This window comes from Paenarthrobacter sp. CAP02 (assembly GCF_040137855.1).
In the GTDB taxonomy this organism is placed as follows: Bacteria; Actinomycetota; Actinomycetes; order Actinomycetales; family Micrococcaceae; genus Arthrobacter.
This window is the reverse complement of record NZ_JBEEII010000001.1, coordinates 544883-562091: the sequence shown is the minus strand read 5'-3', so window position 1 is coordinate 562091 and position 17209 is coordinate 544883. Positions and strand designations below refer to the sequence as shown.

The 17209-nt window shown below is 65.0% G+C and carries 16 protein-coding genes; 6 read left to right on the top strand and 10 right to left on the bottom strand.

What is annotated here, in order from left to right; translation table 11 throughout:
- Window positions 1-4: 4 nt before the first annotated feature.
- The 6 genes from ABHM97_RS02810 to ABHM97_RS02785 are packed head-to-tail and all read right to left on the bottom strand — an operon-like array spanning window position 5 to window position 6035.
- A complete protein-coding gene (locus tag ABHM97_RS02810) occupies window positions 5-1405 on the bottom strand; it encodes a PfkB family carbohydrate kinase (protein WP_349469506.1) in 1401 nt (466 codons plus the stop codon).
- Window positions 1402-2076 carry a D-sedoheptulose-7-phosphate isomerase gene (locus ABHM97_RS02805; RefSeq protein WP_502921245.1) on the bottom strand — a complete coding sequence of 225 codons (675 nt, stop codon included), beginning with the start codon at window positions 2074-2076 and terminating at the stop codon, window positions 1402-1404. The genes ABHM97_RS02810 and ABHM97_RS02805 overlap by 4 nt, the downstream gene beginning before the upstream one ends.
- Window positions 2073-3341 (bottom strand): glycosyltransferase, encoded by a 1269-nt coding sequence (locus ABHM97_RS02800; RefSeq protein WP_349469505.1) that lies wholly within the window; start codon window positions 3339-3341, stop codon window positions 2073-2075. Before ABHM97_RS02800 ends, ABHM97_RS02805 begins: the two co-directional genes overlap by 4 nt.
- Window positions 3338-4399 (bottom strand): glycosyltransferase, encoded by a 1062-nt coding sequence (locus ABHM97_RS02795; RefSeq protein WP_349469503.1) that lies wholly within the window; start codon window positions 4397-4399, stop codon window positions 3338-3340. Before ABHM97_RS02795 ends, ABHM97_RS02800 begins: the two co-directional genes overlap by 4 nt.
- Window positions 4396-5484, bottom strand: a complete 1089-nt coding sequence (locus tag ABHM97_RS02790; protein ID WP_349469501.1) for a glycosyltransferase family 9 protein — start codon at window positions 5482-5484, stop codon at window positions 4396-4398. Before ABHM97_RS02790 ends, ABHM97_RS02795 begins: the two co-directional genes overlap by 4 nt.
- Window positions 5481-6035 carry a D-glycero-alpha-D-manno-heptose-1,7-bisphosphate 7-phosphatase gene (locus ABHM97_RS02785; protein WP_235517998.1) on the bottom strand — a complete coding sequence of 185 codons (555 nt, stop codon included), beginning with the start codon at window positions 6033-6035 and terminating at the stop codon, window positions 5481-5483. Before ABHM97_RS02785 ends, ABHM97_RS02790 begins: the two co-directional genes overlap by 4 nt.
- An 86-nt stretch (window positions 6036-6121) precedes the next feature.
- On the opposite strand from ABHM97_RS02785, the gene ABHM97_RS02780 reads away from it, so the two are divergent.
- Entirely contained in the window at window positions 6122-7072 is a 951-nt protein-coding gene (locus tag ABHM97_RS02780) for a glycosyltransferase family 9 protein (RefSeq protein WP_235518001.1), read from the top strand.
- Between the two features lie 18 nt (window positions 7073-7090).
- Here ABHM97_RS02780 and ABHM97_RS02775 read toward each other — a convergent pair whose 3' ends face one another.
- The gene (locus ABHM97_RS02775) at window positions 7091-7864 is read right to left on the bottom strand and encodes a sigma-70 family RNA polymerase sigma factor (RefSeq protein WP_257370041.1); all 774 of its coding nucleotides are present in this window, start codon (window positions 7862-7864) and stop codon (window positions 7091-7093) included.
- Between the two features lie 139 nt (window positions 7865-8003).
- On the opposite strand from ABHM97_RS02775, the gene ABHM97_RS02770 reads away from it, so the two are divergent.
- The 4 genes from ABHM97_RS02770 to ABHM97_RS02755 all read left to right on the top strand — a co-directional run bounded on the left by ABHM97_RS02770 (window position 8004) and on the right by ABHM97_RS02755 (window position 13363).
- Window positions 8004-8744: an ANTAR domain-containing protein gene (locus ABHM97_RS02770; protein WP_349469500.1), complete on the top strand. Its 741-nt coding sequence runs from the start codon at window positions 8004-8006 to the stop codon at window positions 8742-8744.
- A 656-nt stretch (window positions 8745-9400) separates the two neighbouring features.
- Window positions 9401-9985, top strand: a complete 585-nt coding sequence (locus ABHM97_RS02765; RefSeq protein WP_349469499.1) for a hypothetical protein — start codon at window positions 9401-9403, stop codon at window positions 9983-9985.
- A 228-nt stretch (window positions 9986-10213) separates the two neighbouring features.
- Window positions 10214-12424, top strand: a complete 2211-nt coding sequence (gene helR, locus ABHM97_RS02760; protein WP_349469498.1) for an RNA polymerase recycling motor ATPase HelR — start codon at window positions 10214-10216, stop codon at window positions 12422-12424.
- Between the two features lie 93 nt (window positions 12425-12517).
- The gene (locus ABHM97_RS02755; RefSeq protein ID WP_235518007.1) at window positions 12518-13363 is read left to right on the top strand and encodes an HAD family hydrolase; all 846 of its coding nucleotides are present in this window, start codon (window positions 12518-12520) and stop codon (window positions 13361-13363) included.
- 101 nt (window positions 13364-13464) lie between these two features.
- Here ABHM97_RS02755 and serS read toward each other — a convergent pair whose 3' ends face one another.
- Window positions 13465-14745 carry a serine--tRNA ligase gene (gene serS / locus ABHM97_RS02750; RefSeq protein WP_211710411.1) on the bottom strand — a complete coding sequence of 427 codons (1281 nt, stop codon included), beginning with the start codon at window positions 14743-14745 and terminating at the stop codon, window positions 13465-13467.
- 111 nt (window positions 14746-14856) lie between these two features.
- Here serS and ABHM97_RS02745 point away from each other — a divergent pair, with 111 nt between their 5' ends.
- Window positions 14857-15918, top strand: a complete 1062-nt coding sequence (locus ABHM97_RS02745) for a diacylglycerol/lipid kinase family protein (protein WP_349469497.1) — start codon at window positions 14857-14859, stop codon at window positions 15916-15918.
- Here the strand turns inward: ABHM97_RS02745 and ABHM97_RS02740 are convergent.
- The gene (locus tag ABHM97_RS02740) at window positions 15915-16145 is read right to left on the bottom strand and encodes a hypothetical protein (RefSeq protein WP_235518009.1); all 231 of its coding nucleotides are present in this window, start codon (window positions 16143-16145) and stop codon (window positions 15915-15917) included. The genes ABHM97_RS02745 and ABHM97_RS02740 overlap by 4 nt on opposite strands.
- A gap of 105 nt (window positions 16146-16250) precedes the next feature.
- Window positions 16251-17183 (bottom strand): prephenate dehydratase, encoded by a 933-nt coding sequence (gene pheA, locus ABHM97_RS02735; RefSeq protein ID WP_349469495.1) that lies wholly within the window; start codon window positions 17181-17183, stop codon window positions 16251-16253.
- Window positions 17184-17209 lie beyond the last annotated feature (26 nt).

The window sequence follows — 17209 nt, the reverse complement described above, 5'->3', positions numbered from 1 at the left end:
TGGGTCAGCTGACTTTGGCCAGTGCTGCAGCCAGGCCGCTGGTGGAGCGTGCCGGGTGGAAGGGCACAGTGACGCAGCGCCCTCCCCAGCCCGCGACAAGGCGGGCCTCCGGCAGTTCGTCGGGTTCGTAGTCGCCGCCCTTGACCCAGATGTCGGGCCGGATCCCCTGGAGGCAGGCCTCGGGGGTGTCTTCGTCGAAGACCACTACGGCGTCGACGCATTCAAGTGCAAGGAGCAACTCCGCGCGGTCCTCGACGCTGACGATGGGGCGGTGTGCGCCCTTGAGCCGGCTGACGGATTCGTCGGAGTTGAGGCAGACAATCAAGCAGTCGCCCATGTTCCGGGCGGCCGCCAGTGTTCGGGCGTGACCGGCGTGGAGCAGGTCGAAACAGCCGCCGGTTGCCACCACCGTTCCGCCCGCCTCCCGGATGGATTGGGCGAGTTTCACGCCGTCGCGGATGTGGATGTCAGGGCGGATCGGTTCGAGGTTGTTAAGTCCGACGGCGGGACTCACCGCCGGCGCTTCGGGCAGCGCCGCCGCGCCTCCCTTGGCCAGGAAGGCCGACGCATCCTCCACGGCCCTCGAGGCGGCTTCCTGCAGTTCGAGCCCCAGGCCCAGGTACACGGCCAGGCTTCCCGCGAGCCGGTCCCCTGCACCGCACGGATCGCTCACCGATGTCCTGGGCGCGGGGATGTCCACGGCTCCACCGGATGTTTCGACCAACACCGCCCCGTCTTCGCCCCTGGTCACCAACACGGCATTGCTCTGCCATTTTTCCCGCAGGTGCTCGGCGGCTTCGCCGGCACCGGTCCGTGAGGGTTTCAGTCCTCCCGCTTTGGCGGACGCGAGCGCTTCGGCCAGGTTCGGGGTCACAACGGCGACTCCGGGCACGGGTTCCGAACCGGCAGGATGCGGGTCCCACACCACCGGGAGGCGGCCGACAACCTCCGCCAAGGCCGCCCGAATCCCCGGGTTGGCGGTGATTCCACGGCCATAGTCGGCCACGACCACCGCATCGGCGGAAGTGATTGCCGCGAGCATTGCAGGGGTGCAGGACGGAACGGGGGCCGGCGCACACCCTTCGTCGAAACGGACCATCGGGTGGCTCCCGATCCGCACACGGGTCTTGGTGGGCGTAGGGGCCAGCGGGTCGCCGGCGAGCACCGACACACCGGCCAGTGCGCGCCTGAGGTGGCTTGCGCCGTCGTCGTCCGATACCGCGGTGACCAGCGTGACGTCGTGGCCATCCTGGGCAAGGACGGTGGCCACCAGGCCGGCTCCGCCCGCACGGCGCCGGATGCCTGCGACGTCCACCACGGGCACGGGGGCGTCGGGGCTGAGCCGGGTCGCGGCACCATTGATATCCACGTCAAGAAGGACGTCGCCCACCACCGTGATCCTCATGGCTGGCCGCCTGTGTAGGGACCGGACCGCCGTGCGATCTCAGCGTCGAAGGCCCGGCAGACGGCGTGCACCGCGATCAGGTGGCCTTCCTGCGCGTTCGCGGCGATCGCGTCCACGGTGATGGCCTGGTCGCAGGCGTCGGCCAGGGGGTTGGGACCGGTTCCGGTAAGGGCCCAGGTGGTGATACCGCGTTCCCGTGCGGCGCGCACTGCTTTGAGCAGGTTGGGGCTGCGGCCGCTGGTGGACAGGAGGACCAGGATGTCGCCCGAACGGCCGTGGGCCCTGACCTGGCGGGCGAACACTTCCTCGTAGCCGTAGTCGTTGGAGAGCGCGGTGACGGCAGAGGACTCGGCGTGGAGTGAGATGGCCGAGAAGGGAGCCCGCTCGTCGTCGAACCTGCCAACAAGCTCAGCTGTGAGGTGCTGCGCTTCGGCAGCTGATCCGCCGTTGCCCGCAGCCAGCAGCCGCTGGCCCGACAACAGCCGGATGGCGAGTTCGGTACCCCATTCGCACAACCGCCCTGATTGCGAGCGCAGGGATTCAAGCGCGGGCAGGACGTTGTCCAGATGCGTTGTCACCGCCTTTTGGTGCGTGGGCCCGCCGGTTTCGGGAGTCCACCGTGCCGGGGCTGCCACATGGCTGTTGATGGTCACAGGGCTTTTGATGGTCACAGTGCCGTTCCTTCCAGTGATTCCAGGCCATTGCCAGCCTGCCGGGAGAGACCGGCGGCCAGGACCGAGCGATAGGCCTTCTCGGTGTCCGCGGCGATCCTGTCCCAGGTGTAGCGTGAGCGGGCACGGCGCGCGCCGGCGCGGCCCATGTCGGCCCGCAGGGCGGGATCGGCGAGCAGCTTCCCCACAGCTTCGGCTATCGCTTCCGGGTCCTTTGGCGGGACATGCAGCCCCGTTTTCTGGTCGACGACGGTCGCCCGGAGTCCGCCCACGGCGGCCGCCACCACCGGCACCCCGCACGCCATGGCCTCGAGAGGCACGATCCCGAAAGGCTCATACCAGGGGGTGCACACCACGGCATCGGCGCTGCGGAAAATACCGGGCATCGCGTCCCTGGGAACCTGTCCGCGCATGGTCACTTTGTCTTCGACCCCAAGTTCCTTGGCCAGTGCATGGAGGCGCTGCGCTTCGGGGTCTTCCTCCAGGGTGAGGGCGTCACCGGAACCGCCCACAATCAGCAACTCCACATCGTTGAAGCCTGCGTCCGCCAGGAGAGGGAGTGCGCGGATGATCAGGTCCACCCCCTTGCGTTCCACGAGGCGTCCCACGCTCAGGATCCGATGCGTGCGCGAGGTGGGTTCGGCGTCGGACGTTCCGGGGAACAGCGTCAGGTCCACGCCGCAGGGGGCAATGGAGATTTTGGATCGGCTGATACCCAGGGCCTTGAGTTCGAAGACTTCATCGGGGCAAGTGGCGATGACCCAGTCTGCGGTGCGGCCCACCCACGGCTCCAACCAGGCCCGGGCCGGTGGGCTGGTGTCCGCGGAGCCCTGGTGGCGGCGCTTCACCGAACCAAGAGCGTGGAAGGTCTGGACCACGGGCACGGGATCGGCGGCTCCGGCACGTTTGGACGCCTGGATCGCGGCCAGTCCGGACATCCAGAAGTGCGCGTGCACGACATCCGGGAGGTCCTCGCCCCAGTCCGCACAAATCCCGTCCGCCAGCTCGCCCATGAACGGCAGGAGGTCGTCCTTGGGGATGCGCCGGGCGGGCCCCGCATCGACGTGCACCACAGTGAGTCCAGGCCCCACTTGCACCTTCGCCGGCAGATCGGGGTCATCACGCCGCGTGTAGACCGTGACGTGGTGGCCGCGGGCAGCCAGGCTGGACGAGAGCGCCGCTACGTGGACGTTCTGTCCACCGGCGTCGACGCCCCCCAAGGCGGCCAGCGGACTGGCGTGTTCGGAGACCATGGAGATTTTCATGGGTGCATCCTCTCGGTGTCATGGCTGGCCTGGGTGTGGTGGCTGAGCGGTATGAGCCCGGTTTGCGGGCGCTGTCCATGCTTGGCGGGAAGATCGGCGAGGAGCTCGTCCCAGGCCCGGAGGAACTTGCCCAGTCCGTAACGTTCCAGCGCTGCTTGGCGGGCCCTCAAACCGATCGCGTAGGCGTCGTCCGGGTCGTCCAGGAGGCGCTGGGCGAACTTTTGGAGATCGTCGACGTCATTGGACACCAGGCCGGTACCGTGCGGGACTGCCCGGGCTGCTTCGGTGGTGGCCAGCGCAACGACGGGCATGCCCAGGTGCATGGCCTCCAACAGGGCAAGTCCCAGCGAGGTCCAGCGCAGCGGGTGCAGGTAGAGACGGCATCTGGCCAGTTCCCGGTGGAGGCGGGCGGCAGGAACGTCACCCGAAATCCGGAGACGATCCCCGTCCAGGCCGTGGCTGCCCAGGTCCAAGGCAGACGGCAGAGCGTCCGTCCCCATTCCGAACACCCTCAGCGGTCCAACCCGGGCGAATCCGGGAAGCAAATCCGTGCCGGTGACCCGTCCACGCCGGACGGGCTCGTTGACCACCACGCCCATCTCCTCCTGGACACCGGTATAGAGGTGCCCTGGATCCGGAATCCCGTGCTCGATCACTGCAGTGGGGGCCGAGCCCGTGTCCCAGAAGAGCTGGTTGAAGTGGGTCACGTGGACCACCGGGATGCTGCGTTGGTCGGCAAGCGGATGGAGCGAAAAGGGGACATCGCCCTTGGGGGTGTTGTGTTCCAGGTAGACCGCAGGAACGTCCACTCCCGGGCGGCGGCCCAAAGCCTTGGTGACGGCTGCGATTTCCTCCGGCCGTTGCAGCACAACGGCGTCCACACTGTCCGGGTCCAGCGTGCCCAGGTCCACTTCCTTGGCGGCGACCGGCCAGTCACGACCCCCGCGCCCCAAACCCCAAGGGCCGCCGTCGGGCAATGTCGGCAGGAGGTATTCGTGCCGGCCCCGGACGAACGCTTCCATCCAGCCGCCGTGGACGTGCCACACCAGGATCCTCATGGTTTCCAGACCTTCCGTCGGGTGGACAGCGACGACACGCCACCCAGTAACCGTCCGACAGCTTCCACGACCTGCTCCGGCGTGACCGAGCTCAAGCACGGATGCCCCGGCACCGGACAGGTCCGGGCCCTGGTGTTCTTGCACGCTGCTTCCTGGTCGCCCAGCAACTCCATGGGTACGCCGTAGGGTGCCCAGCGGATCGCCGGAACCACTGGCGCGAACAGGCAAACCACCGGGGTGCCCACCGCGGCGGCCAGATGGGCGGGACCCGTATTGCCGGTAACCACGACGGCGGCGCCCGCGAGTACCGCTGCGAGCGTGCGCAGGTCGGTCGCGCCCCCGAGGTTCCTGGCCGAAGGTCCCGCAACAGTTGCCGCGAGCGATGCTTCGGCCGGTCCCCCGGTAACCACCACCCGGTGCCCGTAGGCCTGCAGGAGTTCCACGGTTGCTGCGTTGTGCAGTGCAGGCCAGGCCCGTGCGGGGGCCGTGGCGCCGGGGTGGACCACAATGTACGGGCCTTCGCTGGCCAGTTCCTGGGCTGTTTTGTCCGGATCCGGGCTGGGCGTGATCCGCAGTTTGCCGTCGTCACCGTTGGGCAGGACATACCCTCCGGCATCGGCGAGCGCCAGGGCACGGACGGCTTCAGGCTGGTCCTCCGGGAAGTCCTCGCCCGGCTTGAGCCGAACGTCCAGCAGCGAGCCGGCATAGTCCGTGGAGGCGCCCGTGATCTTCTTGACCCCAGCCAGACGGAGCAACAACGCCAGCGGGAGTGGTGATTGGTGGAAAGAGGTGAGGATCAGGGCTTCCTCAATGCGGGCACTGCGGACAAACTCGATCAATGCGCTGGTGCTGTCTTCAGTGACAGAGGGCGCGGGATTCACAATCCAGGGGCAGGCCCATGTGTGCACTTGGGTGACACCGGGCAGCATCCCGCCCGCGCTTGCGCCTTCAGGTCCGCACAACAGGACCACGTCATTGGGCCGGCTCCCATCGGGCCGGCTTCCGTTCGCCACAGCCCGCAGGGCAGGCCCGGCCAGGAGGACATCGCCCATGCTGTCCAGCCGGGCCACCAAGACCCGGCTCATACACGGGTGTCCTGTTCTTCAAGTGCCCCAGACAGTATGAGGTCCACTGCTTGGCCCAAGTCCTCGGCAACAAAGCGGGCGGCGGCGATTTCTTCGCGCCGGGTCACGTCCGTTGGCACCAACACACTCCGGGCACCCGCTGCGGCGGCCGCTTCCATGTCTGCACCGATGTCGCCAACGAAAGCGACTTCCTCCGGCAAGAGACCCAGCGTGCTGCAGGCTCCCAGAATCATGCCGGGGGCGGGCTTGCGGCAGTCGCATCCGTCCTTCGGGCCATGTGGGCAGATTTCCCACACATCGAACGGGCCCAGGAGTTGATCCACCCGCTGATTCACTGACATGACCTGGTCCAGGGTCACCAGTCCACGGGCCACGCCCGATTGGTTGGTTACCACTCCGGTGGCCAGTCCCGCCCGACGCACTCTCTCGAGGGCGGACACGGCACCATCCATGGGCTGCACCAGCTTCGGGTCGCCATTGTACGGCACGTCAACGACGAGTGTTCCATCGCGGTCAAACAGGACCGCCTTCAACGTTCCGGTTCCTCCCATACCCGCAACGTTCCCCAGTTCTCCGGACGCTAAACAGTGCGGCCGTGAGAAGTTTCATGCGGCTAGACTCCTAGCGGGAGGCCTCCATGGACACTGTCGATAGCACCGAACAACCCTTGCTGCTCGCCCTGCGCGCCCTGAAGCTTGGCGACCTCCTGGTCGCTGTTCCGGCACTCCGGGGACTGCGGAGGGCATTCCCCGACCACCGGATCCTGTACGCCGCGCCGGCCTGGATCGCTGAAGCTTTGGAGCTGGTTGGGGGCATCCACCACCTGCCCACGCCGGGGCTCGACGATCCCCTCACGGTCCCGCGGGGCGCGGTGGACATCGCCGTGAACCTGCATGGAAACGGGGCCGAGAGCCGCACGCGGATTGATGAGTTGCAGGCCCGGCGGGTGATCGCCCATGAATCGCCCGGCCTTGAGGGGCCTCCTTGGTCCACCGGGTTACCCGAGCGCGAGCGTTGGACCAGGCTGCTGAATTGGCATGGGATTGACGCCGACCCCTTGGACTTTCGGCTGCACCGCCCCGCCGTTCCTTCGCCAAGTCCCGGCGCCACAGTGATCCATGTGGGCGCTGCGTACGGCAGCAGGCTGTGGCCGGTGGAGCGATTCGCCGACGTCGCGGTCCAACTCGCCGCGGCAGGGCACCGGATTGTCCTCACGGGCGGCACGTCGGAGCGCGGGCGCGCCGAGGAGACGGCTGCCCTGGCCAAGCTCAAAGGAGCAAACCTCGACGACGGCCTGCTGGCTGGGCGGCAGGGGCTCGCAGAGTTTGCGGCCACCATCGCAGAGGCGCGCCTGGTGGTCTCCGCTGACACTGGGGCGGCACATCTTGCCTCTGCCTACGAGCGCCCGTCCGTCGTTCTGTTTGGTCCCGCGCCCGCGGAGGAATGGGGTCCGCCGCCGGGCCCGCACGTGGTGCTGACCGCCGTCGAACTTCGCCGCGGCGACGTCTTCTCCGCAGACCCGGACCCCGCACTCCTGGCGGTCAGCGTGCGCGATGTCCTGGACGCCGTGGAGCGCCTGGACTGCTAGCTGCCCGTGGCCGTGTGGCTAAAGGGCTGTTCCGTCCCGGAGCCGGACTTCGTCGTCCAAAAGTTTGGTCTGGAGCGAGACGAGGACCTTGGAAAGCTTGCGTGAAACCTGCATCTGGGACATTCCCAGGGCCTCAGCAATGGTGGACTGCGTCTCTTCGCGGTAGTAGCGCCGGTACAGCAGGTGGCGGTCCTCAGGCCTTAGGTCACGAATCGCATTCCGGAGAGCCAGCACATCCTCCAACCGGTCAGTGGGGCAGCCAAAAGCAGACAGGGAACCCTGCAACCCCTCACGGCCTTCCCCCGCGGGAGCGTCCAGGGAATCCGGACGCTTACTGGTGCCAGCCATCAGCGCTTCGCGCACCTGGCAGGGTTCCAGCCGGAGGTCCTCTGCGACTTCCTCCGGGGATGGCGTCCGTTGCAGCACCTGTGTCATTTCCTCCGTCCGGGCCAACACCTGGCGACGAACGTCCTGGATGGTGCGGGGCGGCCTGACAACCCAGCAATGGTCACGGAGGTACCGCTTGACCTCGCCGGCAATGGTGGGGGCGGCATAGGCCGGAAAACTGACGCCCTTGGACTCGTCGTAGCCTCGGGAGGCCTTGATGAGGCCCATGTAGGCGACCTGCCTGACATCATCCAAGTCGTGCGTATGGGCGGAATACCTGGCCGCAATGGATTTGGCCAGATTGAGATGGTCCAGGACCAGGCTGTCCTGGAAACTTTGGCGGATGCTTCCTTCAGGGGCAACCGGAGGCCTGGTACTTACGTCGAAAGGTCGGGTTTGACGCATGGGCTTCAATCCTTTGACCGGATGAGGGGTGAGCCCACGGCAAGACTCCTTAAAAAGAGAAGCACACTTACTATTGGCTTTCAACGGGTGCCGGAGGTTAGTCTCGAAAGGTAGCCACCGCCACGGATCGGAGATACACATGGAAGACCCACAGCTCCTCGAGCCGAATTCCGTGGTGGCTGAGGTTCAGGACTTGCTGCTCGCCACTCCTGACGTCGAGGACTTTCTCCATGAGTTGGCCCGGCACTCAGCTGCCATGTTCAGCACTCCCGAAAAGGATGTGTATTGCGGCATCACCCTGATGCGGCAGCGCAACGCCGGCACCGTCGCCAGCAGCAGTGAACGCGCGCGCCAGCTCGACGAGATCCAATACTCCTTCGCGGACGGGCCCTGTCTTCACGCCTGCCGCGAGGCCACGCAAGTCCACATCCCGGATTTCGAGAAGGACAACACCTGGCCCGAGTACAACAAGGCCATCACAGACCACGGTGTCCGCGCCGTCCTGGCTGTTCCATTCCCCCTGTCCGAGGGGGTCGCCATGGCTGGCCTTAACCTCTATTCAGACCGGCCCCACGCCTTCGACCAAGCCGCCGTGCAGCGTGCCAACGACTACGTTCAACAGGCATCCAAGGGCCTCCAGCTCGCCGTGCTGATCGCGCAACACAGCCAAACCGCCGCCAACCTGAGGGCCGCCATGGAATCCCGGACGGTGATCGACGTGGCGACGGGCATCATCATCGCCCAGAACCGCTGCACACAGGTCGAGGCCATGGAACTCATCAAGAAAGCCTCCAGCAACCGGAACGTCAAGCTCCGTGTAGTGGCGCAGGCCATCGTTGATTCAGCCGGGGGCGGACCGATCCAGACCGTGTTCAAGTAGGCTCCGGGCTTTCTGGCGCGGGCCACGCCCACCCCTGGTCCCGGCCTTCTTCGCCACGCCCACCGTTCAACGGCGTGCCCGACCAACAAGGCCGGGAGGCCCACGCCCCCACCAGTCCTCCCCAGCTCCTGTTTTGCACATAGGGACATCAGGGCGGCCGGATGAGTCGCTTTCTGCCTCAGTGTTCTCGTATGGACATTCCTTCCGGGCTCATCGAGACACCCGCAATCCTCCGCTCCGGAGGCAGAACCGACGCCGTGCACAGCAGCTTCATGGCCGGCAATCTTGTGAGGATCCGGCGCGGGTTCTACGTACCAACTTCCCAGTGGGTCGAGGCCAAGCCTTGGGACCGGTTCGCATGGACCCTGGCGGCCGCCACCCGAGCTATACCTGGCCTCGTTCTTTGCCGCGAAACCGCAGCATTCGCCGCAGGGTTACCAATACTTCAGACGCCATCCCATGTGGAATGCTTGACGCCCCATCCGAGCCGATCCGGTAGCCGACGCCCCACTTTCTTAGCCCACCAAGCCGCTGATCATGATGGTCGCGTCGTAAGGGAAACTGGTTACCCGTTGCGGTATCACCTTGGCCAGGAAGGACATCGGGAAACCCACGGAGAATTTACCTGCACTGGACTTCTGCGAACAGTCCTTGATGTGGCCTTCTCCTCCAAACTGAGCCAGTCATTGGTAGTCACCGATGGCGCAGCCCGGAAGCTGTGGCTCCGCGGAGAATTGGAGCCCGGCGTCAGCTTCCTGGAGCACCAGGAGCTCGCCGCTGCCGTTCGCTCACACCCGCACGCGGCGGCCCGGCATCGTGCCGAACTCGCACTGGCCCTTTCGAACCCCTTGGTTGAGTCCGCCGGGGAGTCCTACAGCCGTGCAGCCTTTCACTATCTGGGTTTTGAACAGCCCGAACTGCAGCACGGCTTCAGCGATCTTGATGGCTTCATAGGCCGGAGTGACTTCTGGTGGCCTGGTCAGGACGGAAGGAAGGGTGTAGTCGGGGAGTTCGATGGCAAGGGCAAATACACGGACGCCATGTTGAGAAGAGGTGGCAGTCCGGAGGAGACCCTCTACCAGGAAAAGATCCGCGAAGACCGTATCCGGGCACTGGGCTTTGCCTTCGTCCGATGGGGATGGTCGCATGTCCGGGATCCGGAACGGCTGCGCAGGAAACTCATCGCGGCCGGGTTGTCTCCCGCGGGAAAGTCCGCGCTACTGAGAACCGTTTCCACATGAACTGGCGCCCAATCCGGCCCTTGTTGGCCTGCCGGCTCGTACTCCGGCGGGATATTCGTACATGTCCGGGATCCGGAGCCTGGAACGAGTCGGCGAGCACAAAAAAGAAGGGAAATATTCCCTTCCATATTCAATGTATAACCCACACGGGGGCTTGCGGCAAGGCCCCCTGCATGCCGAACAATGGGTCGACGTACCCCCATCACCACAGAAAAAGGGAGTCGTGGGATGCCCGAAACCAGCCCTCTGAAATCCATTGCTTTCGCCCTGCCCGAGCACCTTGACCGCAAAGCCAACCCCAAGCTGATTGGCAGCGATGAGCAACACTTTGAGGCACTTGCTGAGACCCTCGCGGAGTCCATCGCCGATTTGTCCGACCGTCTGGAGGAGACCCGCAAGCAACCAGCCGGTCGCGGCCAACGCGCGTTGGACCGCGACCAGGAGATCCACCGCCTGACTGCCCGCCTCCGTGCGCTCCGCCGCTTTGGGCTGGATCTTTGCTTGGGCCGGATGGTCCCAGAAGACACTCAGGAGCCGGTGTACGTTGGCCGTTTGGGCCTGAGCGACAAGCGTGGACGCCGTCTCCTTGTCGACTGGCGTTCGCCGGCTGCAGAGCCGTTTTTTGGTGCAACACATGCCAATTCCATGGGCTTGGTGAGCCGTCGCAGATACCGCTGGACCCGGGGCAGGATCAGCGATTACTGGGACGAGGTGTTTACGGCCGACGGGATGGAGGGAAACGAGGCCCTCGATGACCAGTCCGCGTTCATAGCCAGCCTGGGCACCAGCCGCTCCCCACGGATGCGGGATGTGCTGGGGACGATCCAGGCTGATCAGGACGCGATTATCCGGGCCGGCTCACGGGGTGCCCTGGTGGTGGATGGAGGTCCAGGCACTGGCAAGACGGTGGTTGCACTCCACCGCACGGCCTATCTGCTGTATTCGGATCCCCGCCTGGGCCATCGGAGCAACCACCGGAAAAGCGATGTCCTTTTCGTCGGCCCGCACCAGGCCTACCTGGCGTACGTCGCCGATGTCCTCCCCAGCCTGGGAGAAGAGGGAGTGCAGACGTGCACACTCAAGGACCTCGTCCCGGAAGGAGCCGGCGCCGGGGATGAACAGGATCCGGAGGTGGCGCGGCTCAAGTCGTCCGTGAAAATGGTGAAAGCGATCGAGTCGGCGGTCCGGTTTTACGAGGAGCCGCCATCGAAGGGGCTGACGGTCGAAACTCCGTACGCGGACATCCGGGTGAGGGCTGAGGACTGGGCGGAGGCTTTCGATGCCGCCGAACCCGGTACGCCACACAACGAGTCCCGCGACGAAGTGTGGGAGGCGCTGCTCGCTATCCTCATCGACAAAATGGAGGATCACGACATTCCTGAGGACATCCTGCGCCAAGCCTTCTCGCAGAATGCAGAACTGCGCAATGCCTTCAACCGGGCGTGGCCGCTGCTGGACTACAAGGGCCTGGTGGGAGACCTCTGGAGCGTTCCCGCCTACCTGCGCTTGTCGGCACCGTGGCTGAATGCCGAGGAAATCGCCGCCTTGCAACGCGACGAGCCGGCCGCGTGGACCACCTCCGACCTCCCCCTGCTGGATGCAGCCAGACTGCGGCTGGGTGACCCTGAATCGTCGCAACGCAGACGACGGCGGCAGCTCGCCTTGGCTGCCGAGCGGCAACTGATGGACCGGGTAGTCGATGACCTGATTGCGGCCGACGACTCCGAACTCATGGAGATGTACATGCTGCGCGGGGACGACATGCGGGAGAAGCTCGTGGACGAGGATGGCCTGGAGGCGGCCGATCCCGATCTTCTCGCCGGTCCATTCGCGCACATTGTGGTTGATGAGGCGCAGGAGCTGACCGATGCGGAATGGCGGATGCTGCTGCTTCGCTGCCCTTCGCGAAGCTTCACTGTGGTGGGCGATCGCGCCCAGGCCCGGCACGGATTCACCGAATCATGGGAGGAACGCCTGAAGCGCGTGGGAATGGGAACCGTGCAGATGGCCACACTCAGCATCAACTATCGGACGCCGGAGGAGGTCATGGCAGAAGCGGAGCCCGTGATCAAGGCAGTCCTCCCTGACGCAAACGTGCCTGTTTCGGTCCGCAGCACGGGGATTCCCGTGCTGCACCAGCACGCGGACACGCTCCATCTGGTCCTGGACACCTGGCTCGAGACGAACGCTGAAGGAACAGCGTGCGTCATCAGCAAACAAAGGCACTCCTACGCCGGTCCTGACGAGGGCCGCGTCTACTGGCTCACTCCGGAATTGGCGAAGGGGCTGGAGTTCGACCTCGTCGTCCTGGTCGACCCGGAAGAGTTCGGCGATGGAGGCGCGGGCCACGGCATGGAAGGCGCGGTGGACCAGTATGTGGCGATGACCAGGGCAACCCGGCAGTTGGTAGTCCTCCGAAGCACCCACAATGTTCCGTGATGACCGTTCAGTGATGACTGTTCACGGTCCGTTAATCCCGTGCTGTGGCGCCGGTCCTAGTTCAGTGTCGGGGATGTCTGCTGTACTGGAAGCATGACTATTCTGACTGATACTCCAGTTGCTGGCATCGATGACCAGCTCAACAACAACAACAAACTCATGATCGCTTTGGACGTCGACGGCACACTCGTCGATCACGACGGCCACATGTCCCCGGCTGTCCGATCCGCTGCACAGGCCGTTGTGGCCAGCGGGCATGACGTCATGATCGCTACGGGCCGCTCACTCAATGCCACGCTTCCCATCATCGAACAGATCGGCCTGGAGCGGGGTTACGCGGTCTGCTGCAACGGCGGCGTAACGCTCCGGCTGGACCCCGCAGTGGAGTCCGGCTACGAGATCATCCACAAGGCCACGTTTGATCCCGCTCCGGCACTGCAGGCACTGCGGAAACGGCTGCCTAACGCCAAGTACGCGCTCGAGGATGAGGACGGAAACTTCCTTTCCACCGAACGCTTCCAGGATGCCAGCTTCGGCGTGGAGTCCATCGGCGTCGACTTCCAAACGATGCTGGATGCTACCGCGGTCCGCGTGGTGGTTTTCAGCACCGACAACACCTCGGAAGAGTTCAACGAGGCAATCCGGCACATTGGGCTGTCCGGAGTGACCTACTCCGTGGGCTGGACGGCCTGGTTGGATATCGCTGCTGAGGGCGTCACGAAGGCCAGCGCACTGGAAGCGCTGCGGCAGAAGCTCGGCACGGACCAGGCCAACACAGTGGCCGTGGGCGACGGCCGCAACGACATCGAGATGCTCACGTGGGCCGGCCGCGGCGTTGCCATGGGCCAGGCTCCCGATGAGGTTCTCGCCGTTGCTGATGAGGTCACCGCGTCAGTGCTCGACGACGGCGCAGCCTTGGTTTTGCGCGGCCTGCTGTAGCTGCCACTCAACAGCTAAACCCGCCCTTGTTGGCCTCACAAGCCGCACAAGGGCGGGCTTAGCGAACAAGTGCGGGTCCGTAGCTGCCGCGAATGAAAACCCTAGAGAACGGGCAGGACCTCGAGTCCGCCAAGGTACTTTTGCAGCGCCTTGGGAACATTGACCGAGCCGTCCGGGTTCTGGTGGTGCTCAAGGATGGCCACGATCCAACGCGTAGTGGCCAACGTACCGTTCAACGTGGCCACAGCACGGGTGCCCTTGGCGACACCTTCGTCGTTGATCACGCGTTCACGGATGTTGAGCCGGCGCGCTTGGAACGTGGTGCAGTTGGACGTTGAGGTGAGCTCGCGGTAGGCGTTCTGCGTGGGGACCCAGGCTTCGCAGTCGAACTTGCGGGCTGCGGACATGCCCAGGTCTCCGGCTGCGGTGTCGATCACGCGGTAGGGAAGCTCGCACTTGGCCAGCATTTCCTCTTCCCAAGCCAGCAGGCGCTCGTGTTCCGCTGCCGCCTCTTCAACGGTGGTGTAGATGAACATCTCCACCTTGTTGAACTGGTGCACGCGGATGATGCCCCGGGTGTCCTTGCCGTGCGAACCGGCCTCGCGGCGGTAGCAGGAGCTTTGGCCCGCGTAGCGGATGGGGCCTGCGGAGAGGTCCAGGATCTCGTCTGCGTGGTAGCCGGCGAGGGCCACTTCCGAGGTTCCCACAAGGTAAAGGTCGTCTTCAGCGAGACGGTAGATCTCGGCGTCGTGCTTTACATCGAAACCGGTGCCCTGCATGGTCTCCGGACGCACCAAAGTGGGGGTGATCATGGGGACGAAGCCCGCGTCGATTGCCTGTTCCATGGCCATCTGCAGCAACGCCATTTCCAGCCGGGCGCCAACGCCGCGGAGGAAGTAGAAGCGCGAGCCGGAGACCTTGGCGCCGCGTTCCATGTCGATCGCGCCGATCAGTTCGCCGATTTCCAGGTGGTCCTTCGGCTCGAAATCGGTGAATTCACGGGGAGTGCCGACGGTCTTGACCACGACGTAGTCGTCTTCGCCGCCCTCGGGCACGCCGTCCACAACGAGGTTGGGGATGACACGCAGGAGCTCCTCCTGCTTGGCCTGGGCTGCGGCGGCTTCAGCGGAAGCGGCCTTGACCGAGTTGGCGAGCTCCTTGACCTCGGCCAGCAGGGCCTGCTTTTCCTCACCCTTGGCCTGGGCCACCTTCTTGCCGAAAGCATTCTGCTCGGCGCGGAGTGTTTCGTGGCGGATCAGTGCTGCACGGCGATCGGCGTCAGCGGAGATGATCGCGTCCACAACGGACTCATCGGCACCACGGGCGCGCTGGCTGGCACGGAACTTGTCCGGATTTTCGCTGAGGTCTTTTACGTCGATCACCACACAAGACTATCGAACCGGCCGCGATTTCCCGGTGCGCCGGCGTCCAAACCCCGGACTGTCCACGATCCGGCGAAACAGGGCAGCCCAGCGGGATAGTGTTGGAGCACCATGAGCGACTGGATCCTGTACGTGATTCTCGCTGGGGGCGTGGCGTTTGCCGTCTCCAGTTGGTGGGGTGTGCGCCGGTTGAAAGCCCGCCACATCAGGAGCGCCGTTCGGGAGGATGCGCACAAGCCGAACCCCGGCGACCAGAAGGTTGCCGTGATCCTGAACCCGGTAAAGAACAACGCCGAGGTTGCCCGCCAGGCCATCATCGATGCGTGCGAGCTCGCCGGCTGGGACGCGCCCCGGTTCTATGAAACGACGGTGGAAGACCCCGGTTACGGCCAGTCACGCCAAGCGCTGGCCGACCGTGCCGACGTCATCCTGGCGTGTGGTGGCGACGGAACAGTCCGCGTGGTGGCCGAGTGCCTGGCCCACAAGAATGTGGCGATGGGCCTCATTCCCGTGGGCACCGGAAACCTGCTGGCACGCAATGTCGATCTGGATGTCACCGACATGGAGGGCTGCATCCAGACGGCACTGTTCGGCCACCAGCGCTACATCGACACCGCCACCATGGCCATCAGCAATAGCATCAGCGGCCACGCATCCACGCACACGTTCCTGGTGATCGCGGGCATGGGCCTGGACGCCGAGGTTGTCGGGGATACCCGGGAAGACCTCAAGAAGACCGTCGGCTGGCTTGCCTACACCGAAGCCGGCGTGCGCCACCTGCCGGGCCGGCGGAAGCGCGTCAGCATCACCATGGATGACGAGCCCGAACAGGCACGCAAGATCCGCAGCGTGCTGTTCGCCAACTGTGGACTGATCCCGGGCGGCATCGACTTCATTCCGCAGGCCATGATTGACGACGGCATGCTGGACATCGTGGTGATGAGTCCGCGCAGCGCGTTTGGCTGGATCGCCATGTACACAAAGATCCTCTTCAAGCACAAGCACAACCTGCCCATGATGAACTTCTACCGCTCGGGCAAGGTGACCATCCGCAGCCAAGAGCCAATGGCCACACAGCTCGACGGCGACCCTTCCGGTGAGGCCACGAAGGTCACCGTACAGGTTGAACCAGCTTCCCTGCTGGTGCGCGTACCGAAGGCGACGACCGCCTAGACAGCCCCGGCGTCAGGCTGGGCCGCGTTCCGCTCGGCTTCTTCGGCCGCTGCTTTCGCGGCAGCCCGGGCTTCGGACTGCTCCTTGATCATGGCCTGTTCTTCTTCAAAACGCAGGCGATCCGCACGATCCGCTTCGTCGCCGTCCCAGTCATCATTGTTCTCACGTGAGGGCTTGGGATTGACGATCATGCCCTGGCCGTCGTTGTCGTCGCTGTGGACAGTCATGACCGCTCCCTTCGTTGGTAATTCATCCACCGTTTATGGATCAGGCAAGCATACGCACACTTGGATCACTTCGAAAGGGCATCGGCTGTGCCCTGTGGACAGCGCCTACGAGCCCTTGAGCAGCGAGTCCACCCACGCGTGGGCGGAGGCAAAAGCCGCGTCGGACGTGTGCGGAGCCACAACGGCTGCCTGCCGGTCCGCGCGGGCGTAGGAGCCAAGGAACCGGGTTGCCGGGCTGATTCTGTGCAGGCCCGCCAACGCATCCGCTACCCGCGAATCCGCGGCGTGGCCATCGGCGTCGATACTGAAGAAGTAGTGGCCCAGATACTGTCCGGTGGGCCGCGATTCGATCCTGCTGAGGTTCACGCCGCGGGACGCGAACTGGTCCAGGATGTCCATGAGGGCGCCGGGGTGGTCCTCGGGAAGCGGGACCACGATGGTGGTCTTGTCGGCTCCGGTCCGTTCAGGAAGCGGGCCGGGGCGGCTCACCAGGATGAAACGGGTGACGGCATCCGGGTTGTCTCCAATGTTCGCTGCCAGGACGTTCAGCCCGGGCTGTTCGGCTGCGATCAGCGGGGCGCAGATTGCCGCGTCATAGGGTGCGTCGTCCGCCAACAGGCCCATGGCCGCGGCCGCCGTCGAGGAACCCGGAACGTAGTCTGCGTTCGGAAGGTGTTCATCCACCCACAGACGGCATTGGGCCCAGGCGTGGCCGTGCGTCGAGATCCTCTTGATGTCGAAAAGCGCGACGCCGGGCCTCGCCACCAGCACGAAGGTGATGGGAACCAGGGCCTCACGGATAATCCGTAGCTCCTGGCCCGTGGCGATCGCATCCAGGGTTGCAGTGACCCCGCCTTCAACCGAGTTCTCGATGGGGACCATGGCCGCATCGGCTTCGCCTGCCCGGACCCGGTCCAGGGCGGTGTTGACGTTGGTGCAGGGAATGCGGGTGGCATCAGCAGCGCCCGGCACCTGCATGAGGGCGGCCTCGGTGAATGTGCCCTCGGGGCCGAGGAACGTGTAGGTGACTGCCGACATTAAATATTCCTTGCTGGTTAAATGCG